Source organism: Rhizobium sp. 2MFCol3.1, assembly GCF_000377565.1.
Lineage (GTDB): Bacteria > Pseudomonadota > Alphaproteobacteria > Rhizobiales > Rhizobiaceae > Rhizobium.
Map to the genome: position 1 here is coordinate 350,922 of NZ_KB898357.1, position 21,382 is coordinate 372,303.

Consider the following 21,382-nt stretch of genomic DNA (forward strand, 5'->3'; position numbering starts at 1 on the left):
GTCTCTTCTCCTCAACTCCCGGCTTCATGCACGGGATTGCGTGAAAATGCATGATATTTCTTGATTGTCGAATCATTTCGTGCAAACTCAAGAAAATTCATTCAACTTCGTGAGCCCTATGCTGACCTCCCAACGCAAGACACTGATCCTCGACCTGCTACGCCGCGACGGCCAGGTGATTGCCAAGCGGGTAGCCGAGGACCTCTCCGTGTCTGAAGACACGATCCGTCGCGACCTGCGCGAGATGGCGGCGGAGGGGCTTTTGAAACGCGTGCATGGCGGCGCGATGCCGCTTTCGCCGGAGCTGCCCGATTTTACGACCCGCAAGGATGTGTCGCGCCACGCCAAGCAGCGGCTTGCGGCAAGAGCGATCGGGCTGATCAAGCCGGGACACATGGTCTTTCTCGACGGCGGCACGACGACGGCGGAGATCGCCCGGCAGCTGCCGCGCGGGCTATCGGTCACCATCGTCACCCACAGCCCGACGATCGCAGCCGAGCTCGAGCATCATCCGAGCGCCGAGGTGATCCTGATCGGCGGGAAGCTCTACAAGCATTCGATGGTTGCTGTCGGCGCCGTCGCGATGGCCGCGATATCGCAGCTGCGGCCGGACCTGTTTTTTCTGGGCGTGACGGCGGCGCATCCCGTGCATGGGCTGTCGACGGGGGATTTCGAGGAGGCCGCGATCAAGCGGCATATCGCCGGCTGCGCGATCGAGACCTATGTGCTGCTGACGGCGGACAAGCTCGACCGGGCCTCCGCCTGCCAGGTTCTGCCGGTCGCTTCCGTCTCGGGGCTGATCGTGCCTGACGATATCGACGAGGCGCAGCTTGCGCCCTATCGCAGCCTCAACGGCGCGATCCTCTCAGCATGAAGGGTGTCATGAGGCGGGCACCGAGGGTCTCGATGCGGGGGCCAAACAGGCTTGTCGCGAGTGCTGCAGAGAAGACGGCAAGGGCCAGATAGGCCAGCCGATCATCCAATGCGCCCAGCGTGAGTGCCGCCTCCAGCTTCGGCTGCCAGGTGGCCAGCAGGACCGAGAGCGCGGGCATGTCGAGCAGCCGGCCGGGCATCCAGGCAAACGTCGGTGTCTGCGCGAGCGCTATCATGGCGCCATACAGGGCCGAGAGCCGGATCGCTACGCGCAGCCAGCGCCAGGGGCCGAGCGGCCTGCCCCCTCCATCCTCGAACGACCAGCCGATATAGGTGCAGAACACCACCAGGAAGGGGAAGGCCACCGGCAGGTTCTCCATCACCATTTCCGCGTTCATCTGGCCGGTCCAGACATTGGCGAGCAGGAGCGGAAACGGCGCCGAGGCGCCGAAGAGGACGAGCACGAAGAGGCACCAGAGCCAGCTCATGCCGACGTGATGGATGCGGGCGCAGGTGATGACGAGGATGATGCCGCTGGCGATGTAATAGCCGATGGGCTTGATCGTGCCGGTCATCAGCAGGATCAGCGGCCCGCAGGAGCCGGCCACCCGCGCGCAGCTCGATGTCGCGACCGTTGCCCAGGTGACGTAATCGAAGCTCATGGCAAAGAACAGGAAGACCGCCAGAGCGATCAGCATCCACCAGAGATAGCGGCCTGCAAACATATCCTGCCCTCATGGCAATCGATGTACTGCGCCAAGAGTAGCTTAACCGGATGAAAGCGCACGCGCCGTCATCCGGTTCAGTTTCGCATGTATTAGAATCGACTATCTTTGATGCTTGGAATGTACCGTTCCGGCACGCTTTAATCGGAGAGTACCGCCGCCGCGCGAATGTCGCCGACGTGAATACCATTCCAGTTGTGCATGCTTGAAGTCGCCAGCTCTGCCAGACCGACGCCGATGGCGCTGTCCTTGTCGAAGAAGCGGGCAAGGGCTGCGGCAACCATGCTTTCGGCGGCGCGCGCATGGCCGTCGTCGCATTTGACGGCGATCGAGATGCCCTGATCGGGAATGGCGGCGCAGAAGACGCCCTCGGCACCGGTCTTGGCGAAGATGCGGCCGGGCGCCAGCTGCATCAGCTTCGTGCAGAAACGGCCGGTGCCGGCGACATAGAAGGGCTCAGCCATGCAGGCGTCATACAGCCGGCGCGAGGCTTTGGCGCGCAATGGTTCGAGGCCGTTGCCGGTCGCCATCCTGGCGAAGCCATGCGCCAGCCTCTTCAGCGGCACGGCGTAAGTCGGGATCGAGCAGCCGTCGGTGCCGCAATTGTCATGGCCGAGCACGGCGCCGGTCAGGCTTTCCATGGTGGCGCGGATCTCGCGCTGAAGGGGATGATCGTAACCGACATAGCCCTTGGGATCGACGCCCTGGTGGACGCAGGTGCAGACGAAGCCGGAATGCTTGCCGGAGCAATTGTTATGGAGCGCCGTCGGCTTTTCCATCGTGCGGGCCTGGTGGATCAGCACCTTCTGGCTCGACGACCAGTGGCCGCCGCATTCGAGCGTTTCGACATCGCGGCCGGCACGCGCCAGCATAGAGGCTGCCACCGCAACATGCTCGTCCTCGCCATTATGCGAGGAACAGGCGAGCGCCAGCTCCTTGTCGCCGAAACCGTAGGCATCGGCAGCGCCGCTTTCGACCAGCGGCAGCGCCTGCATGGCCTTGCAGGCCGAACGCGGAAAGGTGGGCGCCTCGACATCGCCAAGCGAGAAGACGACCTTGCCATCGCCATCGACCGCGATGACGGCGCCGCGATGCCGGCTTTCGACGCGCGCGCCGCGGGTGACTTCAACGGTGACGGGATTGGTCATGAGCTCATCCTGATATTCTGAACAGGCTGTCACGCATAAATGATGGGCGCGATAAAGCAATCGGGTTCATGTTGAAAAAGAGCGGCGCAATTGCGCCATCTTGCTCGTCACATCCTTGACCGCAACCGCACGTCAGCAAAGGTCCCCGGCGTTTCATGCGTCATCTCAAACGGCTCCTTCTTCTCATCCTCGTCGTCTATCTGCTGCCGGCCCTGGCGTCGGCCGGGTGGTGGTCGCTGCAGAACCATCCCAGCTCATGGCGGGAGGCTGAATGGGGCACGTCGGGCGTGCTGCCGAAGGCCGATGCCAAGGGCGACGCCAAGATCTATATCATGTCGGCCAGCACCGGCGGGCTGAAGGGCGCGGTCGCCAGCCACTCGTGGATCGTCACCAAGGCCAAGGGCGACGCGACCTACAATCGCTACGACAAGGTCGGCTGGGGCTCGCCGATCCGCCGCAACAATTACGTCGCGGACGCCTACTGGTATTCCAACACACCTCATATCGTGAAGGAAATCTCCGGCGACGAGGCCCAGAGGCTCATCCCCGCCGTCGAGGCGGCGATCCAGTCCTACCCCTATGCCGGCGTCGGCGACTACCGGATTTATCCGGGACCGAATTCCAACAGCTTCGTCGCGCATGTGCTGCGCGCGGTGCCCGATCTCGACACGGTGCTGCCACCCGATGCGGTCGGGCGCGACTACCTCAGCGACGGGCGGATGTTTGCGATCGATGCCGACGGGCGCGACATGCATGCGACCCTCTACGGCCTGATCGGCATCGCCGCCGGCCAGCGCAGCGGCTTCGAAGTGCACTTCATGGGCCTGGTCGCCGGCATAGACGTCGCCAACCCCGGCGTGAAGATCCCGGCGATCGGGCGGATCGGGCTTTAGCGGGCGGTCCCGCTAATCCGATACGCACAACGCCGCGCGCCGTGGAGGATGTGTTCCTCGCGCTCGACGTCGGCGCCGAGGATGCTGCGGAAGGTTTCGAGTTCGGAGCGGCAGAAGCCGGCACAGGCGGTGGCGGCGGCGCAGATGGGGCAGTGGTTTTCGATCAGGAGCAGCGAGCCGTCCTCTTCCTGCCAGCTATCGGCCATGTAGCCTTCGTCGGTGCGGATACCGGCCAGCTGGCGGACGCGGGTGGGGAGATCTTCTGCCGTGATCTCGCTGCGGTAGCGCGCCAGCGTCTCAGTCTCGCGGGCGGCGATGACGGTGTCGAGCGCCTGGGGGCCGAGGCTCTGGACCATGGTTGCGAGAAGCGTCGCGGTCAGTTCGGCGTGGCGGTCGGGGAAGCGGGCGTTGCCTGATGGTGTCAGGTGCCAGAGCTGGCGGGGGCGGCCCCTGCCCGGCGCGGGCGCGGAGACGGGCTCGACCAACCCCTCGTCGGCCATCTTCGCCAGTTGCTGGCGCGCGGCCTCGCCGGAGATGGACAGCGCGTCGCCTATGGCCGATAGGAGTTGTGGCCCTTCGGTCTTGAGCAGCATCAGAATTCGGTTGGCCGGTGATTGTCGCATAGGCTGATATTTTTCCAAGCTTGTTCTTGCTTTAATAACGCAGCCGTGTATTTTTTCCAAGCTATAACTTGCAAAAAACTTTCCCAAAAGCGTTCCAGGAAACATTCAAGGCATTCCGCATGAGCAGCATCGACGACGTCGCGACGGAGCGCTCCTCCGTCTTCCATCTCTTTTCCAGGCCGGTCCTAGCCGCCACGCTGATGCTCGGCGGCGGCGTGACGCTCTATGCGGTCGAGGCCTATATCATGGCGACCATCGCGCCATCGATCGTGCGCGATATCGGCGGGCTGGAACTGCTCTCGTGGGTCACCACGCTGTTCGTCGCGGCGGCCGTGCTCGGATCCATCTTCGTCGCGATGCGGCCGCGCGGCATCGGCCTGCGCACGGTTTACGTGGCCGGCGCGCTGATGTTTGCGGCCGGTAGCCTGATCTGCGCGCTGGCGCCCTCGATGCAGGTGATCCTGGCCGGACGCGCGGTGCAGGGGTTTGGAGCCGGCGCGCTGGGCGGGCTTGCCTATGCATTCATCCGCTTTGCCTATCCCGAGCACTTGTGGCGCAAGGCCTCGACGCTCTACGCGGCGATCTGGGGTGTGGCGACGTTGCTCGGCCCAAGCCTCGGCGGCCTGTTCTCCGATGGCAGCACGTGGCGCCACGCCTTCATGCTGCTTGTCCCCGTGAGCGTGCTCATGGCTATCCTTGCGCCCGTGCTGTTGCCGTCGGCGCATGACGACCGGGCTCCCGGGCGCACGCCGATCACCCAGATCGCGCTGCTCCTAGTGGCCGTGCTTCTGGTCAGCATCGCCGGCACGATCGAGGCGACGCAATCGAAGGCGCTGCTGGTTGCGGCATCGCTCATCGCCGTGGTCGCCATGCTCGGCATTGAGCGGCGTAGCGAGAACCGCCTGCTGCCGACAGGCGCCGTGGCCCTCAGCATGCCGATTTCCCGCGTCTACCTGATGATGTTCCTGCTGATCCTGGTGCTGACCAGCGACATCTACATCCCCTACTTCCTGCAATCCCTGCACAATGTCAGCCCGCTGGAATCGGGATACCTCACGGCGCTCGTCGCGCTCGGCTGGACGGTGGCAGCGTTTCTCAGCGCCTCGTTCTCCGGTCGCCGCGCCGGGCGCGCGATCGTTATCGGCTGCGTGATCGAGACGGTTGCGGTCGCGGCGCTGGCGATATTCCTGGCACGCGACAATCAGGCAGGCAGCATCGCGCTGCTCGCGCCGGCCGTCGTCTTCATGTTCCTCATGGGGTTTGGGGTCGGGCTCGGCTGGGCACATCTGGTGACCAAGGTGCTGCGTCTCGTCGCGACCTCGGAGCAGGACAAGGCCTCGGCGGCGATCACCACCGTGCAATCGCTCGGAAGCGCATTCGGCGCAGCCTTTGCGGGCGTCATCGTCAACAGCACCGGCCTGCTTGCGCCAGGCGGCGTTGCCGGCGGCATATCCGCCGCGCATTGGCTGTTCGTGCTGATGGCGCTGCCGGGGATCGTGACGATCGTGATCTCGCTGTCGATCCAGAAGTCCGGCAACGAGACGCAAGCGACGGCAGCGGCGTGATCGTCAAACGCGCAGCATGATCTTGCCGATATGGCTGCTCGATTCCATCAACTTGTGGGCTTCGACGACATCCTCGAAGGCGAAGGTCTTGTGGATCACGGGGGCAAGCTTGCCCTCGTCGAGCAGCGGCCAGACCTGCGACAGGAGATCGTCGCGGATGGCGCGTTTTTCTTCCGGCGTGCGCGGGCGCAGCGTGGAGCCTGTCACCGTCAGCCGCTTGACCATGATCGGCGCGAGGTTGGCCGTTTCGGCAACCGCGCCGCCGAGGAAGGCGATGATCGAGAGGCAGCCGTCCTTCGCCAGCGAGGCGAGGTTCTTCTCGAAATAGGCGGCACCGATCATATCGAGGATCATGTCGACGCCCTGGCCGGTCTCGGCCTTGATCACCTCGGCGAAATCCTCGGCCTTGTAGTTGATGGCGCGCTTCGCGCCGAGCTTGACGCAGGCGTCGCATTTTTCCTGAGAGCCTGCGGTCGCGTAGACCTCGGCGCCGAAGGCGCGGGCAAGCTGGATCGCGGTTGTGCCGATGCCGCTTGTGCCGCCGTGGATGAGCACCTTCTCACCTTCGGTCAGCCCCGCGATCTGGAACATGTTGGCCCAGACCGTGAAGTAGTTTTCAGGAAGTGCTGCCGCCTTGACGGCGTCATAGCCTTTGGGGAAGCGCAGTGCCTGGCCTGAGGGAACGAGGCAATATTCGGCATAAGCGCCGCCATTGGTGAGGCCGCAGACCTTGTCGCCGACCGTATAGCCGCTGACGCCGGGGCCGATCGCGACCACTTCACCAGCGATTTCGAGGCCGAGGATCGGGCTTGCGTCCTTCGGTGGCGGATAGGTGCCCTGGCGCTGCGCGACATCGGGACGGTTCACACCGATCGCCTGGGTGCGCACGAGGATCTGCCCCTCGCCCGCCACGGGCAGCGGCCCGCTCGAAATGGTCATCACGTCAGGGGCGCCGAAGCGGGGCAAATCGACAAAACGCATAAGCGCAGGCAAAGACATCACCGGTCTCCTCATTCGGATAGCAGTGAGATAGTTCAGCCCCGCCGCGTTGAGAAGGGCGGAAACGCCGTAGCGTCAATTCGCCTCGCCCAACCGATGGAAGACCAGGCCTTCCGCGCTTTCCTTCGCCAGCGCCTTGATATGGGCGATGGCGGCGGAGACGCGGCTGATATCGTCGATGACGAGACCCTTGGGAAGCTCCAGAACGCCGATCGAGCAGCGCATCAGCGGGAAGAAGGCTTCGACGCCGGCGCGGTCGTGGCCGCGGATGCGGCCGGCGGCGCGGTCGATCTCGGAATAGAGATCCTGGGCATCGTCGTGGAAGTCGCCGATCAGCCGATCAAGGATTTCCGTGAGCTCCTCCTTGGTCCAGCCCTGCACCCCGATGAAGAAATCGTCGCCGCCGACATGGCCGAGGAAGTGGCGCTCGGCGAAGAAGTAGCGTCGCATCAAGGCTGCGAAGAGCGAGATCGCGTGGTCGCCGAGATGGAAGCCATAGGCATCGTTGAAGGGCTTGAAGTTGTCGAAGTCGCAATAGCAGAAGTGCCGCGTCTCATCGCTGTCGCGGCTTGCCTCGCGCATGAAATCGCGAATGGCGTGGTTGCCGGGAATGCCGGTCAGCGGGTTCTGGTCCTGCGCGGTCTTGAGCTTCTTCTCGTTCATCACCTTGATGAGCGAGGCGGCCGAGACGACGCCGGCATAGCGCATGTTTTCCGTCAACAGCAGACAGTTGGCGCCTTCCATGTTGGCGAAGATGGTCATCAGCTGCTCGGCATCGGAATCGAGGCCGACGATCGGCGCCATTTCGACGAAGTGCGAGATGGTGCGCTCATACATCTTGTTCTTCAGCAGGTCGCGGCCGAAGGGGTGGTAGATATATTCCTTGAGATGGCGCTCATGCAGGATACCGCGCGGCTCGCCATTAGCATTCAGGACCGGGAAGAAGGCATTCTGCGGATGGCGGCGGAAGACCTCGAAGACGCTGTCGATCGTGTCGTTTTCATAGACCGTCGGCAGCACTTCGATCTGCTTGCGGATGAGGATTTCGTCAAGCGACTGGTTGTTGCGCTTGCTCTTGCCGAGTTCCTGCAGATGCGGGAATGACGGCACCAGCTCGGAGACATGCGTGGTCGGGCGCGAGATGAACCAGCCCTGCACGAGATCCACACCATACTCGCGGCAGGTGATGAACTCGGCTTCGGTCTCGATGCCCTCGGCAATGACGCGGGTGCCAAGCACGTGGGCGATGTGGACGATGTTCTTCAACAGGTGACGCTTGCGCGGGCTGCCATCGATATCGGCGATGAAGTAGCGGTCGATCTTCAGGTAATCCACCGGATGATCACAGAGCAGCTTCATCTCGCCATGGCCGACGCCGAAATCGTCGATCGCCAGCTTGAAGCCGCGCTTGCGCAGCAGCGACACCAATGCGGCGAATTCGGGAACCGAGGTGTTGTCGAAGCGCTCGGAGAATTCGAAGCAGATCGAGGATGGCGGGATATTGGCAAGCTTCAGATGCTGCAGCAGGTTTTCCACCAGCTGCTCGCCATGCGGAATGAGGCGGACATCGAGATTGAGGAACAGCGTCGCGGTCGCGAAATTCGGCAGCGACGCGAACTTGGCGAGCGCGCGGCTCGCCACCATCTGCTCGAGCTGCAGCAGCTGATCGCCGCGCTGGGCCTCGTCCAGAATTTCGAGCGGCGAATTGAAGCCCAGCCGCTCCTGGCCGCGCATCAGCGATTCATAGCCGAAAGCAACACCGGTGCTGGCTTCGACGATTGGCTGGAAGGCGTTTTCGATAACAAGTTTTGCGAGGGTAATGATTTGATCGCTGGTATAGCGACGAATAAGGGCGGGCTCTACGGTGGCAGCCAACGACATGCCATTCTCCACTATACGGCATTTATAATTATAATTTTTCGCGCGGAGACTAAGGGCGAAGCGTCAACGAACACTTTCCCCAATGTGAAGGTTTTGTGAAACTTGGCGTTTTATCAAATGCATGCCGCAACCGCCGCACCGGGCGGCGGTCATATATAGGCCGCCTTCAGGCGGTGCGGCGGTGCTCATGGTCGGCGAACATGTCGGCGACGCATCTGGCATCGGCGGGGGCGCAATCGCGCGCTTTCGGCAGGCCATCGACCTTGCGGGCGGCATCCCACAGCCGGAGCGCTTCGCGCACCACCTCGCTGCTGGAAACATAAGTGCCATCGTCGATCGCCGCGCGGATATCGGCCGCCTGCAGCGGAGAGATGGAAACGGTTACCATCGGCATGACATCACTCCCATTGCCTCGTGGTCTCCCATCGCCTCGTCGGGCAGACACCTACCCTCTTGAGGAACGGATACACACTCGCTTCGGCCGCCCTTCCGGTCGCGGGTGCTGGGCTTTCAGCAGCGTCGCTTTCACACGTTTGCGACCTCTGCCATGGGGTTAATTTTAGTCTTCACTCACATTCTTGTCAAAAAAGAAACAGTGCGTGATGAACAGGCTGTGAATAGCGGGTACAATCAGCGGCGGATGGCGAGGCCAAAGGCGAGCATCGACCAGCCCTGCAGCAGCAGGTCGCAAGCGAGGAACAGGCCGAGGATCCACAGGCTGTTGACCGGCCAGCCGAGCACGATGACGAAGCCCGCCAGCGCCGTGATCAGACCGCTCAAGAGCACCCAGCCCCAGCCCCTCGACGGGCGCATGCGCCAGCCGACGAAGACGCGGAAGATGCCCGCCACCAGCAAGGCCATGGCGAGAAACAGCGTGAGCGCCGCCGATGCCAGAATGGGATTCATGAAGGCAAAGACGCCGGCCAGCACATAGAGCACGCCGCTCAGCGCCCAGAACAAGAGCTGCTCCCACTCCCGCACCTGAAAGGCATGGGCGAGATAGACGATGCCGCCGACGAGCATGAGCAGGCCGACGTAATAGACGGATACGACGGTGGCGAGAAAGACGTTGGCGGCGGCGATGGCGCCGAAGACGATCAGCAGCACGCCGAGCACCACGAACCAGACCCATTTCGACCGCAGCGCGGAGGACGAAGGCATTTCATCGGACATGTCTGTCATCATGCACCTCCCGGTTGTTCATTGAGTATGGCGCAGAAACGGCGGATGGAAAGAGATATCTCACGGAAAAGGCGGTCAGATTTTTATTGATTGATCAGTCAATCAAAATTATGCTGGGCTATTGCAGGAGAAAGACCGTGCCGAAAGTCGGAATGGAACCGATGCGCCGCAAGGCGCTCGTCGATGCAGCGCTGCGCGTGATCGGGGATCACGGCTCGCTCAGCGTCACCATGTCCGAAATCGCCAAGCAGGCCGGCGTTTCACCGGCGCTCGCGCACCACTATTTCGGCAGCAAGGATCAGCTGCTGATCGAGACGATCCGTTCGCTTCTAAAGCAGTTGCGCGACGACGCGGTGACGGCGCTGAAGGCGGCCGCCACGCCGCGCGCCCGGCTGTCTGCGGTGATCCGCGTCAGCTTCCACGCCGACCAGTTCGCGCCGCAGACGGTCGCCGCCTGGCTTGCCTTCTACCCCGAGGCGCAGCGCTCGGAAGAGACGCGCCGCTTCCTCGTCATCTATTCCAGGCGCCTGCGCTCCAACCTCGTCGCCAATCTGAAGCCGCTCTGCCCCGCCGATGTCGCGGAACATATCGCCGAAGGCGTGGCCGCGATGATCGACGGGCTCTACATCCGCCAGAGTCTCGGCTCGACACGGGTTGGCGCCGAGGCTTCGATCGCGCTGACGGAGGATTATGTGACGATACAGCTGGCGCGCCATTCGTCTCCCGACATGGACAACCGCAAGGCCGAGACCGCGGCCCCCTCATCCGGCCTTTCAGGCCACCTTCTCCCCGAGGGGAGAAGGGAAAGCGAACCCAAGCACCGCAAGGACATCTGACATGAGAGCCCAGCCCACAGCATCGCACTTCATCGATGGCGAGTATGTCGAGGACGATGCAGGCACCGTGATCGAAAGCCTTTATCCGGCAACCGGCGAAGTCATCGCGCGGCTTTACGCCGCCACGCCCGCCATCGTCGAAAAGGCGATCGCCGCGGCCAAGCGCGCGCAGCCGGAATGGGCGGCGATGAGCCCGACGGCGCGCGGCCGCATCCTGAAGCGGGCCGCCGACATCATGCGCGAGCGCAACCGCGAACTCTCGGAGCTCGAAACGCTCGATACCGGCAAGCCGATCCAGGAGACCATCGTCGCCGACCCGACGTCCGGCGCTGATAGCTTCGAGTTCTTCGGCGGCGTGATCGCGGCGGCCCTCAACGGCTCCTACATCCCGCTCGGCGGCGATTTTGCCTATACGAAGCGCGTACCGCTCGGCGTTTGCGTCGGCATCGGCGCCTGGAATTATCCGCAGCAGATCGCCTGCTGGAAGGCAGCACCGGCGCTGGCCGCCGGTAACGCCATGGTGTTCAAGCCGTCGGAAAACACGCCGCTCGGCGCCCTGAAGATCGCCGAGATCCTGATCGAAGCCGGCCTGCCCAAGGGGCTCTTCAACGTCATCCAGGGCGACCGCGACACCGGGCCGCTGCTGGTCAACCATCCCGATGTCGCCAAAGTGTCGCTGACCGGCTCGGTGCCGACGGGCCGCAAGGTCGCGGCTGCTGCAGCCGGCAATCTCAAGCATGTGACGATGGAGCTTGGCGGGAAATCGCCGCTGATCGTCTTCGACGACGCCGATATCGACAGCGCGGTGGGTGGCGCCATGCTCGGCAACTTCTATTCGACGGGCCAGGTCTGCTCCAACGGCACCCGCGTCTTCGTGCAGAAGGATATCAAGAGCGAGTTCCTGAAGCGGCTGAAGGCACGCACCGAGGCGATGGTGATCGGCGATCCCATGAACGAGGCGACGCAGATCGGCCCGATGGTCTCCTGGGCGCAGCGCGAGAAGGTTCTCCAATACATCGAGAAGGGCAAGGCCGAGGGCGCGACGCTTCTGGTCGGTGGCGGCATTCCGAACAATGTCTCGGGCGAAGGCTACTATGTGCAGCCGACGGTGTTTGCCGATGTGACCGACGAGATGACGATCGCCCGCGAGGAGATCTTCGGACCTGTGATGTGCGTGCTCGACTTCGAGGACGAGGCGGAAGTCATCGCGCGCGGCAACGCCACGGAATTCGGCCTGGCGGCCGGCGTCTTCACCTCAGACATGAGCCGCGCCCACCGGGTAGTCGATCAGTTGGAGGCCGGCACGCTGTGGATCAATACCTACAATCTCTGCCCGGTCGAAATCCCCTTCGGCGGCTCCAAGCAATCCGGCTTCGGCCGCGAGAACTCGATTGCCGCACTGGAGCACTATTCCGAGCTGAAGACGGTTTACGTCGGCATGGGGCCGGTTCAGGCGCCTTATTGATATTCGGTTGATGCCTTTTCGGCTTTGCCGTGCGGCCCCCTCATCCGCCCTACGGGCACCTTCTCCCCGCTGGGGAGAAGGGGGAACGAGACGGTGCGGCACATCCCTTCTCCCCGCCGGGGAGAAGGTGGCGGCAGCCGGATGAGGGGGCCACCGGCTCCACAAAAAATATAAGGGAACATCATGCAGCAGGCAGATTTCGTCATCATCGGTTCCGGCTCGGCGGGCTCGGCGCTTGCCTATCGTCTCTCTGAAGACGGCAAGAACAGTGTTATCGTCATCGAGGCCGGCGGGTCGGATTTCGGGCCGTTTATCCAGATGCCGGCGGCTCTGGCATGGCCGATGAGCATGAAGCGCTACAATTGGGGCTATCTTTCCGAGCCAGAGCCCAACCTCAACAACCGCCGCATCACCGCGCCGCGCGGCAAGGTGATCGGCGGGTCGTCGTCGATCAATGGCATGGTGTATGTGCGCGGGCACGCGGAGGACTACAACCGCTGGGAGGCGCTCGGCGCCAATGGCTGGGCCTATGCCGACGTGCTCCCCTACTTCAAGCGGATGGAACACAGCCACGGCGGCGAAGAGGGATGGCGCGGCACCGACGGGCCGCTGCATGTGCAGCGCGGCGGCTTCCGCAACCCGCTGTTCCACGCCTTCATCGAGGCCGGCAAGCAGGCGGGCTTCGAAGCGACGGACGACTATAACGGCTCGAAGCAGGAAGGCTTCGGGCTGATGGAGCAGACGATCTTCCAGGGGCGGCGCTGGTCGGCCGCGTCGGCCTATCTGAAGCCGGCGCTGAAGCGGGCGAATGTCGATCTCGTCTACGGCCTTGCCCGCAAGGTGGTGATCGAGAACGGCCGGGCTGTTGGCGTCGAGATCGAGCGCGGCGGCAAGGTCGAGGTCATCAAGGCCAAACGCGAGGTGATCGTCTCGGCCTCGTCGTTCAACTCGCCGAAGCTGCTGATGCTCTCAGGCATCGGCCCGGCGGCGCATCTGAAGGAGATGGGGATCGAGGTGAAGGCGGACCGGCCTGGTGTTGGCGCCAACCTGCAAGACCATATGGAGTTCTACTTCCAGCAGGTCTCGACCAAGCCGGTATCGCTTTACTCGTGGCTTCCCTGGTTCTGGCAGGGCGTTGCCGGCGCGCAGTGGATGTTCACCAAATCGGGTCTCGGCACCTCCAACCAGTTCGAGGCCTGCGCCTTCCTGCGCTCGGCACCGGGTGTGAAGCAGCCGGATATCCAGTATCACTTCCTGCCTGTTGCAATCAGCTATGACGGCAAGGCGGCCGCCAAGAGCCACGGCTTCCAGGTGCATGTCGGCTATAACCTGTCGAAATCGCGCGGGAACGTGACGCTCGCCTCAGCCGACCCGAAGGCCGATCCCTTGATCCGCTTCAACTACATGAGCCACCCCGAGGATTGGGAGAAGTTCCGCCACTGCGTGCGTCTCACCCGCGAGATCTTCGGCCAGCAGGCCTTCGACCAGTATCGCGGCCCCGAGATCCAGCCGGGCGAGAGCGTCCAGACGGACGATCAGATCGACGCCTTCCTGCGCGAGCATCTGGAAAGCGCCTATCACCCCTGCGGCACCTGCAAGATGGGCGCCAAGGACGATCCGATGGCGGTGGTTGATCCGGAAACGCGGGTTATCGGCGTCGATGGATTGCGCGTCGCAGACTCATCGATCTTCCCGCACGTGACCTATGGCAACCTGAACGGCCCCTCGATCATGACGGGCGAGAAGGCCGCCGACCACATTCTCGGCAAGCAGCCGCTGCCGCGCTCCAACCAGGAGCCATGGATCAATCCGCGGTGGGAAGTGAGTGACCGGTAGGGGTTAGATCACATAAGGCAGCCGCACCCCGGGTGCGTCTGCCGGAAAGTCCTTGCTGTTGCGCGTGACAAGCAGCATCGCATTCGTATCGGCGGTCGCCCAGATTATCGCATCGGGGAGCTTGATGCGGTATTTCTGCCTGATCTCGACAGCTCTTTCCGCGATGGATGTCTCGAGCGGGATCACCTGAAATCCGGCCAGGAAGCGTCGGGTGGCATCGGCAACGTCACGACGGGCGCCGGCCAACACCTCCATCCAGGTGATAATGCTGATCGCTGCGCTGTCGTAGCGATCAATCTCTTGGGCAGCCTGCGGAACGGCGTTCAGATGATCGATGAGGATATTGGTGTCGAACAGCGGCTTCACCATTCGCCCCTGATCTCCTCCTGATATGCAAGACCATCGATCTTACGGTTTCCCCATAGCCCAAAAGCCTCTTTCCGATCACGGGGCGCGTCTTGCTCAAGGAAGCCGCTGACCGCTTTGCGAATAAGGGAGGCACGCGAGACGTTCTTGGCGGCGGCGATCGCATCAAGAGCTCGAAGGTCATCTTCACCAACATCGACAAGGATTCTCATTGGATCCACCAAAAGCGATATTTATAGATATCATCTATGTATATCATATAGCGCCCAAATACAACCTCCCCCGCATATTCGTCAGGGCTTGCAAACACCGGCCACGGGGCAGATAAGACCGGTGCCCCCTCTCCCGTCCCCACCCCCAAGTGACCGACATGCCCACTCTCTATCGCAAATCCAAGCTGCTCCGCCGTTCGCGCGTGTTTCGGGGCTCGTTCTCGCTCTGGCGTCCGCGTCTGGTGTTCTGGTGCGGTGCATTGGCGATCGGGTTGATCAGCGTCGCCTTCGCGGAGCTTGCCGACATGGCGCAGAAAGCGTTTGCGGCGGTGACGACATCAGGGCGGTGGTCGTTCCTTTTGCCGCTGATCATCACACCGGCTGGCTTCGTGCTGTCGGCCTATCTGGCGGCGAAGCTGTTTCCGAACTCGCAGGGGAGCGGCATCCCGCAGGCGATCGCGGCGCGGCACCTGCATGACGAGGCTGACCGCACGCGACTGCTGTCGCTCCGGATCGCCGGCGGCAAGATCCTGCTGACGGTCCTCGGCCTCTTCTCCGGCGCATCGATCGGCCGCGAGGGGCCGACGGTGCAGGTGGGCGCGTCGATCATGCTGGCCGTCGCCCGCTTCGGCGGCATGGCGCAGGCACGCGGGCTGATCTTGGCGGGCTCGGCAGCCGGCATCGCGGCGGCCTTCAACACGCCGCTTGCCGGCATCGTCTTTGCCATCGAGGAGATGAGCCGCACCTACGAGTCGCGGTCGAACGGGCTGGTGCTGACCGCAGTGATCCTCTCCGGTCTCGCAGCACTCGGGTTATCTGGCAGCTACAACTACTTCGGCTCCACCTCGGTGGCGCCCATGCATATGGCCGATTGGGGCCTCGTTCTCATCTGCGGCGTCGGCGGCGGGGCGCTTGGGGCAGGCTTCAGCGGCCTTGCACTGCATGTCGGCCAGCGCGTGCGCCGCTGGGCGCAGCCACAGCCCCTGAAACGCATGCTGTGCCTCGCGGGCGGCTGCGGGCTTGTGATCGCCGTCATCGGCATCGCGTCGGGCGGCAACACCTTCGGCACCGGTTACGAGCAGGCGCGCGGTGCGGTCGAGGGCCATGCGCTGCCGCTGTTCTTCTTCGTGGAGAAACTGCTCGCCAGCTTCCTGTCGATGATCTCAGGCATTCCGGGCGGCATCTTCGCGCCGTCGCTGGCCGTCGGCGCCGGTTTCGGCAGCACGGTCGGCTCGCTGATCGGCAGCAGCATCGCGCTGGCCGCAATCCTTGGGATGGCTGGCTATTTCGCCGGTGTCGTGCAGGCGCCGATGACGGCTTTCGTGATCATTCTGGAGATGACCGGCGACCATGAGGCGGTAATCCCGATCATGGCGGTGTCGATGATCGGCTATGTGACCTCGCGCTTCCTGTCGCGGGAGCCGCTCTATCACGGCCTGTCGCGCGTGTTCATCGCAGCCACGATCCGGGCGCGCCGCGCGGCGGAGAAGGCGTCACATCAGGAAGAGCCGGCCCACTGAGTCACCCGCCGGCGCTTAGGCCAGCATCCGCGTGACTTCGGCGCCGCGCGGCGCCACGGCGTCGGCGATGGTGGTGGAGAACAGCACCTTGCGGGTGGCGTCGGCCACCTTGGCGAAGACATGGCGGATTTCGCAGTTCTGCTCGCCGTCGCAATCGTCGCACTTGCGGTAGGCGGTGATCGACAGGCAGGGCAGCGGAGCGATCGGGCCGTCGATGATGCGCAGCACTTCGCCGAAGGTGATCATGTCGGCCGGCTTCAGGAGCAGATAGCCGCCCTGCTTGCCGCGGCGACTGACGACGATGCCCTGGTGCTTGAGGTCGAGGAGGATCTGCTCGAGGAACTTCTTCGGGATCTTCTGCTGCGCCGCGATATCGGAGATCATCACAGGTTCGCCGTCATCGGCCTCGGCCAGAACCGTCAGCGCACGGAGCGCGTATTTCGCCTTCTGCGTAATCATCTCAAACCATCGATACACACGCGGCAGGGCGCCATCAGCACCCGGCAGCAATTTTCCATCTTGCCTTATGGCATAGCCGGGATGAACGGAGTTTGAACAACAGCGAGAAAACCCTTGCGTGGCAAGGCTTTCGAGCGCGTGCTTCCGGAACAATTCAGCACCGTCGAATGTACGTCAAAATGCACAATGGCGATCATCAAAACAGATTTCTGGTTGACAAACGGCGTGTTAGACTACTAAATCAATAGACATTAAGGCTCACGGCGCCGTTAAGCGCCGGCGCGGCTGCTTTTCTGCGTTGCAGCGGCCGGGGAGAGATATTTGCTCCTTTCCAGCCCGCTTTCGAAATGCCTGTTTCTGTTAGATCCAGCCTCGACCTGCGATACTCCTGTCAACATCTAGGACAGGATTCCCATGACTGTTGCTCATACAATCGAAGAAGCGGAAACGCTGAACACGAAGCTTGCAAGCCTATCTCTGGCGGAACGCCTGTCGTTCGTCGCCGGCCTCGGCGGGCGGGTGGTGTTCACGACGTCGCTTGGTATCGAAGACCAGGTCATTACCGCCGAGATCGGCAATCACCGACTGCCGATCGACGTCGTGACGCTGCAGACCGGCCGCCTTTTTGCCGAGACGCTCAACCTGATCGACGAGACGGAAAAGCAGTACGACATCCACATCAGCCGCTACGAGCCCGAACAGGCCGATATCGACGCCTATGCGGCGCAATACGGCCTCAATGGTTTCTACGAGAGCGTCGAAGCCCGGCATGCCTGTTGTGGCGTGCGCAAGCTGAAGCCGCTTGCGCGCGCGCTCAATGGGGCAACCATCTGGGTCACCGGCCTGCGTCGCGGTCAATCGGCCAATCGCGCCGAGACGCCGTTTGCCGAATATGACGCCGATCGCCATCTCCTGAAGGTCAATCCGCTGGCCGACTGGGACATCGATGTCATCAAGGCTTATGTCGCCGACAACAGTGTGCCGATCAATCCGCTGCATGCGCGCGGCTACCCGTCGATCGGCTGCGAGCCGTGTACCCGCGCCATCAAGCCCGGCGAGCCCGAGCGCGCCGGCCGCTGGTGGTGGGAACAGGACCAGACGCGCGAATGCGGTCTGCACGTGGCTGAAGAGGCGTCCGCCATTTCCATCCAACAGTAACCCCTCGGCATCGGGATCAGAGCGCGGCAGCCGCCGGCGCTCCCCGATGCATCGTCTCATTACATTCCGGGCCAGGCGCCCGCGAATGATCGAAGTCTGGAGTAAGACATGCCCGATAGCCGTCCGGATACGGAACTCAGCAATCCGCAGAGCACCAAGCCGCCGCTCGACCCTCATCTGAAGGCGCTCGAAAACGAATCCATCCATATCTTCCGCGAAGTGGCGGCCGAGTTCGAGCGTCCGGTGATGCTTTACTCGATCGGCAAGGATAGTTCCGTGCTGCTGCATCTGGCGCGCAAGGCCTTCTACCCCGGCCGCGTGCCCTTCCCGCTCTTGCACGTCAACACCGGCTGGAAATTCGCGGAGATGATCACCTTCCGCGACAGAATAGTGAAGGAATATGATCTCGACCTGATCGAGCACATCAATCCACGCGGTGCGGCCGAAAACATCACGCCGTTCACCTATGGCTCGGCGCGCTACACCGATATCATGAAGACGGAAGCGCTGCGCAATGCGCTCGACGCCGGCAAGTTCGACGCGGCCTTCGGCGGCGCGCGTCGCGACGAGGAAGCATCCCGCGCCAAGGAGCGCATCTACTCCTTCCGCACGCCCGACCACCGCTGGGACCCGCGCAACCAGCGCCCCGAGCTCTGGAACATCTATAACGGCCAGATCCGCAGCGGCGAGAGCGTGCGCGCCTTCCCGCTGTCGAACTGGACCGAGGTCGATATCTGGCGTTACATCCAGGCCGAAAACATTCCGATCGTGCCGCTCTACTTTGCCGCCAAGCGCCCGTTCGTCGAGCGCGACGGCATGATGATCGATGCGACCGATCCGCGCCTGGAGCTGTTGCCCGGCGAGACGAAGCAGGAAGACTTCATCCGCTTCCGCACGCTCGGCTGCTTCCCGCTGACGGGCGCGATCAAGTCCACCGCCACGACGATGGACGACATTATCGCCGAACTTGAAATTGCCACTGTCTCCGAACGCCAGGGCCGCGCCATCGACCGCGACCAGTCCGGCTCCATGGAGAAAAAGAAGCGTGAAGGATATTTCTGAGATGACTGCAGCAGCAACAGCAAGCGCCATCGCCGCCCCCGCCGCCGAGCCCGCCCAGGCCGTGCGCGACACGCGACCGTTGCGCCTCATCACCTGCGGCAGCGTCGATGACGGAAAGTCCACGCTGATCGGACGCCTGCTCTGGGATACCAAGGCCGTCAAGGAAGACCAGGCAGCGACGCTGCGCCGCGATTCCACCGGCAAGCAGAACGATCTCGGCCTGCCCGACTTCGCGCTGCTTCTCGACGGCTTGCAGGCCGAGCGCGAACAGGGCATCACCATCGACGTCGCCTATCGCTATTTCGCGACCGACAAGCGCTCTTTCATCGTTGCCGACACCCCCGGCCACGAGCAGTATACCCGCAACATGGCGACCGGCGCATCCACGGCCGATCTCGCCATCCTCTTGGTCGATGCCCGCGCCGGCATTCTCGAGCAGACGCGCCGTCACGCGACGATCGCCTCGCTGCTCGGGATCAAGCAGTTCGTGCTCGCGGTCAACAAGATCGACCTCACCAACTATGATCGCGCCGGCTTCGACAAGATCGTCCACGAGTTCCGCGAATTCGCACTGTCTCTCGGCGTCAAGCAGATCACCGCGATCCCGATGTCGGCGCTGAAGGGCGAAAACGTCGTCTATTCCGGCGAGGCTTCGATGCCATGGTATGCCGGCCCGACGCTGGTGGAAACGCTGGAGCTTGCCACCGTGCGCTCGTCGCAGACGGTCGGCTTCCGCCTCTCCGTTCAGCGCGTGTCGCGCCCGGGCGAAAGCTTCCGCGGTTATCAGGGCACGGTTGCCGGCGGCTCGGTGAAGCCGGGTGACAGCGTCATGATCCTGCCGTCGGGCATGGTCGCCAACGTCACCAAGATCGTCACCTTCGACCTCGTGCGCAATGCGGCGGTCGCGGGCGATGCGATCACGCTGGTGCTCGACCGCCAGGTGGACGTGGCGCGCGGCGACATGATCGTTTCGATCGACAGCCAGCCGCAGGTGGGCCTGTCCTTCGACGCACAGATCGTGGCCTTGCAGCCCGAGGGCATCGAAGCCGGCAAGCGCTACTGGTTGAAGAGCGGCAGCCGCCGCCAGCGCGTTCAGGTTCAGCCGGTCGCGCAGCTTCAGCTGAAGACCGGAACCTGGACCTCGGCCGAGACGCTCTACATGAACGCCATCGGCAAGGTGCACCTGACCTTCGACGAAGCGGCGATCTTCGACCCCTATGAGCAGAACCGCTCCTCGGGCGCCTTCATCCTGATCGATCCGGAGACCAACAATACGGTCGCCGGCGGCATGGTGACAGGCAAGCGCTCGGAACTCGGCGGCCTGCACAGCGGCGACGGCCGCGTGATCCTCTCACTGCCGGCCGACCTCGCCGACCAGATCATGGCCAGCGAGCTGTTTTCCAGCCGCCGCGACGAGGCGGAAGTGCGCCGGATGACGGCGGCGGAGGCCGCCAACCTCTGGACCAACGCCGGCGGCGACATCTGAGATGACGACATGAGACGGGGCCGATCGGCCCCGTTTTCTTTTGGGGAGGCAAAGGGCATGCGTGGCATCGCAATACCGGAAAAGCCTGTCTCGTCACACAGCATCGTCGTGCCTGTCACGGCGGGGCGCGCCATGTCCTCGCAGGATTGGAGCCGGCTGCTGCTGCTCGGCGCGCTCTGGGGCGGTTCGTTCTTCATCGGGCGGATCGCCGTTTCCGAGATTTCGCCGCTGGCTCTCGTCTTCTACCGGGTGTCGATCGCGGCGCTGGCGCTGCATCTCTGGCTGAAGCTTCGCGGCCTGTCCTTCGCCCCGGTGCTGGCGCACCCGGCAGGCTTCCTCGGCCTAGCACTGCTGAACAACGTCATCCCCTTCTCGCTGATATTCGCCGGGCAGACCGAAATCGGCGCCGGGCTCGCCTCGATCTTCTATGCGACGACGCCGCTATGGACGATCTTCGTCGCCACGGTGCTTGCGAAGGACGAGAGGCTGTCGATGACGGCATTTGCAGGTATCGCGTTCGGCATCGCAGGGGCTGTGGTGCTGATCGGCCCCGGCCTGATCTCCAATCTCGACGGGCCGCTATGGGCCAAGCTCGCGGTCATCGGCGCTTCCATCTCCTATGCGTTTGGCGTCGTGCTGGCGAGGCGCTTCCGCAGCATCGGCGCCGAGGTGATCGCCACCGGCCAGTTGACGGTCTCGAGCCTGCTGATGCTGCCCGTTGTCGCAATCTTCTGTGCGCCTGATGACATCATCCCCGTGAGCGGAACGACATGGCTGGCGATCGCGATCCTCGGTCTCCTGTGCACGGCGCTCGCCTTCATCCTTTACTTCGGCCTCATCGCCTCGGCAGGCGCCACCAATGCCTCGCTGGTGACGCTGCTGGTGCCGGTGAGCGCCACGCTCTTGGGCGCGCTCTTTCTCGGCGAGCGGCTGCGAATGTTCGAGCTTGCGGGAATGGCGCTGATCATGAGCAGCCTGGTTGTGATCGACGGCCGGGTGTTGCGGCGGCTCATCGGTGGCGGCGGAGTGCGGCGGATGACGGCGGCGCAGGCGGTGCGGCGTTGGCCGTATGCGGCGAGCGACATCTGACGAC

General features: G+C 63.3%; 21 protein-coding genes. 11 read left to right on the plus strand and 10 right to left on the minus strand.

Annotated features, from left to right (window positions below; all coding sequences use genetic code 11):
• Nucleotides 1–118 precede the first annotated feature (118 nt).
• Nucleotides 119–874 (plus strand): DeoR/GlpR family DNA-binding transcription regulator, encoded by a 756-nt coding sequence (locus D460_RS0113065; RefSeq protein ID WP_018899003.1) that lies wholly within the window; start codon nt 119–121, stop codon nt 872–874.
• Here the strand turns inward: D460_RS0113065 and D460_RS0113070 are convergent.
• Nucleotides 849–1,598: a hypothetical protein gene (locus D460_RS0113070; protein ID WP_018899004.1), complete on the minus strand. Its 750-nt coding sequence runs from the start codon at nt 1,596–1,598 to the stop codon at nt 849–851. The two genes, D460_RS0113065 and D460_RS0113070, sit on opposite strands and share 26 nt — an antisense overlap.
• A gap of 140 nt (nt 1,599–1,738) precedes the next feature.
• Nucleotides 1,739–2,746, minus strand: coding sequence for an asparaginase (locus D460_RS0113075; protein WP_018899005.1), 1,008 nt, complete (start codon nt 2,744–2,746; stop codon nt 1,739–1,741).
• A 155-nt stretch (nt 2,747–2,901) separates the two neighbouring features.
• On the opposite strand from D460_RS0113075, the gene D460_RS0113080 reads away from it, so the two are divergent.
• Nucleotides 2,902–3,639, plus strand: a complete 738-nt coding sequence (locus tag D460_RS0113080; RefSeq protein WP_018899006.1) for a DUF3750 domain-containing protein — start codon at nt 2,902–2,904, stop codon at nt 3,637–3,639.
• Here D460_RS0113080 and D460_RS0113085 read toward each other — a convergent pair.
• Nucleotides 3,636–4,262, minus strand: coding sequence for a transcriptional regulator (locus tag D460_RS0113085; RefSeq protein ID WP_018899007.1), 627 nt, complete (start codon nt 4,260–4,262; stop codon nt 3,636–3,638). The genes D460_RS0113080 and D460_RS0113085 overlap by 4 nt on opposite strands.
• Before the next feature lie 119 nt (nt 4,263–4,381).
• On the opposite strand from D460_RS0113085, the gene D460_RS0113090 reads away from it, so the two are divergent.
• Entirely contained in the window at nt 4,382–5,827 is a 1,446-nt protein-coding gene (locus tag D460_RS0113090; RefSeq protein ID WP_018899008.1) for an MFS transporter, read from the plus strand.
• Nucleotides 5,828–5,830: 3 nt separating this feature from the next.
• Here D460_RS0113090 and D460_RS0113095 read toward each other — a convergent pair whose 3' ends face one another.
• The 4 genes from D460_RS0113095 to D460_RS0113110 form a co-directional block, all read right to left on the minus strand.
• Nucleotides 5,831–6,826, minus strand: a complete 996-nt coding sequence (locus D460_RS0113095) for an NAD(P)H-quinone oxidoreductase (RefSeq protein WP_018899009.1) — start codon at nt 6,824–6,826, stop codon at nt 5,831–5,833.
• Nucleotides 6,827–6,901: 75 nt separating this feature from the next.
• Nucleotides 6,902–8,707 carry a GGDEF domain-containing protein gene (locus D460_RS0113100; RefSeq protein WP_018899010.1) on the minus strand — a complete coding sequence of 602 codons (1,806 nt, stop codon included), beginning with the start codon at nt 8,705–8,707 and terminating at the stop codon, nt 6,902–6,904.
• A 166-nt stretch (nt 8,708–8,873) separates the two neighbouring features.
• Nucleotides 8,874–9,101, minus strand: coding sequence for a type II toxin-antitoxin system ParD family antitoxin (locus D460_RS0113105; protein ID WP_018899011.1), 228 nt, complete (start codon nt 9,099–9,101; stop codon nt 8,874–8,876).
• Between the two features lie 236 nt (nt 9,102–9,337).
• Nucleotides 9,338–9,889, minus strand: a complete 552-nt coding sequence (locus tag D460_RS0113110; protein ID WP_018899012.1) for an HdeD family acid-resistance protein — start codon at nt 9,887–9,889, stop codon at nt 9,338–9,340.
• Nucleotides 9,890–10,026: 137 nt separating this feature from the next.
• On the opposite strand from D460_RS0113110, the gene betI reads away from it, so the two are divergent.
• The 3 genes from betI (at nt 10,027) to betA (ending at nt 14,026) form a co-directional block, all read left to right on the plus strand.
• On the plus strand, nt 10,027–10,725 hold the full coding sequence (betI, locus tag D460_RS33020) for a transcriptional regulator BetI (protein ID WP_037111263.1): 699 nt from the start codon (nt 10,027–10,029) through the stop codon (nt 10,723–10,725).
• 1 nt (nt 10,726) lies between these two features.
• Entirely contained in the window at nt 10,727–12,190 is a 1,464-nt protein-coding gene (gene betB / locus D460_RS0113120) for a betaine-aldehyde dehydrogenase (RefSeq protein WP_018899014.1), read from the plus strand.
• A 183-nt stretch (nt 12,191–12,373) separates the two neighbouring features.
• A complete protein-coding gene (gene betA, locus D460_RS0113125; protein ID WP_018899015.1) occupies nt 12,374–14,026 on the plus strand; it encodes a choline dehydrogenase in 1,653 nt (550 codons plus the stop codon).
• 3 nt (nt 14,027–14,029) lie between these two features.
• Here the strand turns inward: betA and D460_RS0113130 are convergent, their stop codons facing one another.
• Entirely contained in the window at nt 14,030–14,395 is a 366-nt protein-coding gene (locus D460_RS0113130; RefSeq protein WP_018899016.1) for a type II toxin-antitoxin system VapC family toxin, read from the minus strand.
• The gene (locus D460_RS0113135; protein ID WP_018899017.1) at nt 14,389–14,604 is read right to left on the minus strand and encodes a ribbon-helix-helix protein, CopG family; all 216 of its coding nucleotides are present in this window, start codon (nt 14,602–14,604) and stop codon (nt 14,389–14,391) included. Before D460_RS0113135 ends, D460_RS0113130 begins: the two co-directional genes overlap by 7 nt.
• A 158-nt stretch (nt 14,605–14,762) precedes the next feature.
• Between D460_RS0113135 and D460_RS0113140 the strand changes: the two genes are divergently transcribed.
• On the plus strand, nt 14,763–16,124 hold the full coding sequence (locus D460_RS0113140; RefSeq protein WP_026283095.1) for a chloride channel protein: 1,362 nt from the start codon (nt 14,763–14,765) through the stop codon (nt 16,122–16,124).
• A 15-nt stretch (nt 16,125–16,139) separates the two neighbouring features.
• Here D460_RS0113140 and D460_RS0113145 read toward each other — a convergent pair whose 3' ends face one another.
• Nucleotides 16,140–16,583 (minus strand): Rrf2 family transcriptional regulator, encoded by a 444-nt coding sequence (locus D460_RS0113145; protein ID WP_026283096.1) that lies wholly within the window; start codon nt 16,581–16,583, stop codon nt 16,140–16,142.
• 414 nt (nt 16,584–16,997) lie between these two features.
• Here D460_RS0113145 and D460_RS0113150 point away from each other — a divergent pair, with 414 nt between their 5' ends.
• From D460_RS0113150 to D460_RS0113165, 4 genes are all read left to right on the plus strand, one after another.
• Nucleotides 16,998–17,741: a phosphoadenylyl-sulfate reductase gene (locus D460_RS0113150; RefSeq protein WP_018899020.1), complete on the plus strand. Its 744-nt coding sequence runs from the start codon at nt 16,998–17,000 to the stop codon at nt 17,739–17,741.
• A 108-nt stretch (nt 17,742–17,849) separates the two neighbouring features.
• The gene (cysD, locus tag D460_RS0113155; protein ID WP_018899021.1) at nt 17,850–18,803 is read left to right on the plus strand and encodes a sulfate adenylyltransferase subunit CysD; all 954 of its coding nucleotides are present in this window, start codon (nt 17,850–17,852) and stop codon (nt 18,801–18,803) included.
• A gap of 1 nt (nt 18,804) precedes the next feature.
• Nucleotides 18,805–20,289, plus strand: a complete 1,485-nt coding sequence (cysN, locus tag D460_RS0113160; RefSeq protein WP_018899022.1) for a sulfate adenylyltransferase subunit CysN — start codon at nt 18,805–18,807, stop codon at nt 20,287–20,289.
• 132 nt (nt 20,290–20,421) lie between these two features.
• A complete protein-coding gene (locus D460_RS0113165) occupies nt 20,422–21,378 on the plus strand; it encodes a DMT family transporter (RefSeq protein ID WP_155947746.1) in 957 nt (318 codons plus the stop codon).
• The last annotated feature ends 4 nt before the right edge of the window (nt 21,379–21,382 follow it).

Coding starts and splice junctions, on each gene's coding strand:
- D460_RS0113065 (WP_018899003.1), top strand. CDS start 119: ATGCTGACCTCCCAACGCAAGACACTGATCCTCGACCTGCTACGCCGC.
- D460_RS0113070 (WP_018899004.1), bottom strand. CDS start 1,598: ATGTTTGCAGGCCGCTATCTCTGGTGGATGCTGATCGCTCTGGCGGTC.
- D460_RS0113075 (WP_018899005.1), bottom strand. CDS start 2,746: ATGACCAATCCCGTCACCGTTGAAGTCACCCGCGGCGCGCGCGTCGAA.
- D460_RS0113080 (WP_018899006.1), top strand. CDS start 2,902: ATGCGTCATCTCAAACGGCTCCTTCTTCTCATCCTCGTCGTCTATCTG.
- D460_RS0113085 (WP_018899007.1), bottom strand. CDS start 4,262: ATGCGACAATCACCGGCCAACCGAATTCTGATGCTGCTCAAGACCGAA.
- D460_RS0113090 (WP_018899008.1), top strand. CDS start 4,382: ATGAGCAGCATCGACGACGTCGCGACGGAGCGCTCCTCCGTCTTCCAT.
- D460_RS0113095 (WP_018899009.1), bottom strand. CDS start 6,826: ATGTCTTTGCCTGCGCTTATGCGTTTTGTCGATTTGCCCCGCTTCGGC.
- D460_RS0113100 (WP_018899010.1), bottom strand. CDS start 8,707: ATGTCGTTGGCTGCCACCGTAGAGCCCGCCCTTATTCGTCGCTATACC.
- D460_RS0113105 (WP_018899011.1), bottom strand. CDS start 9,101: ATGCCGATGGTAACCGTTTCCATCTCTCCGCTGCAGGCGGCCGATATC.
- D460_RS0113110 (WP_018899012.1), bottom strand. CDS start 9,889: ATGACAGACATGTCCGATGAAATGCCTTCGTCCTCCGCGCTGCGGTCG.
- betB (WP_018899014.1), top strand. CDS start 10,727: ATGAGAGCCCAGCCCACAGCATCGCACTTCATCGATGGCGAGTATGTC.
- betA (WP_018899015.1), top strand. CDS start 12,374: ATGCAGCAGGCAGATTTCGTCATCATCGGTTCCGGCTCGGCGGGCTCG.
- D460_RS0113130 (WP_018899016.1), bottom strand. CDS start 14,395: ATGGTGAAGCCGCTGTTCGACACCAATATCCTCATCGATCATCTGAAC.
- D460_RS0113135 (WP_018899017.1), bottom strand. CDS start 14,604: ATGAGAATCCTTGTCGATGTTGGTGAAGATGACCTTCGAGCTCTTGAT.
- D460_RS0113140 (WP_026283095.1), top strand. CDS start 14,763: ATGCCCACTCTCTATCGCAAATCCAAGCTGCTCCGCCGTTCGCGCGTG.
- D460_RS0113145 (WP_026283096.1), bottom strand. CDS start 16,583: ATGATTACGCAGAAGGCGAAATACGCGCTCCGTGCGCTGACGGTTCTG.
- D460_RS0113150 (WP_018899020.1), top strand. CDS start 16,998: ATGACTGTTGCTCATACAATCGAAGAAGCGGAAACGCTGAACACGAAG.
- cysD (WP_018899021.1), top strand. CDS start 17,850: ATGCCCGATAGCCGTCCGGATACGGAACTCAGCAATCCGCAGAGCACC.
- cysN (WP_018899022.1), top strand. CDS start 18,805: ATGACTGCAGCAGCAACAGCAAGCGCCATCGCCGCCCCCGCCGCCGAG.
- D460_RS0113165 (WP_155947746.1), top strand. CDS start 20,422: ATGTCCTCGCAGGATTGGAGCCGGCTGCTGCTGCTCGGCGCGCTCTGG.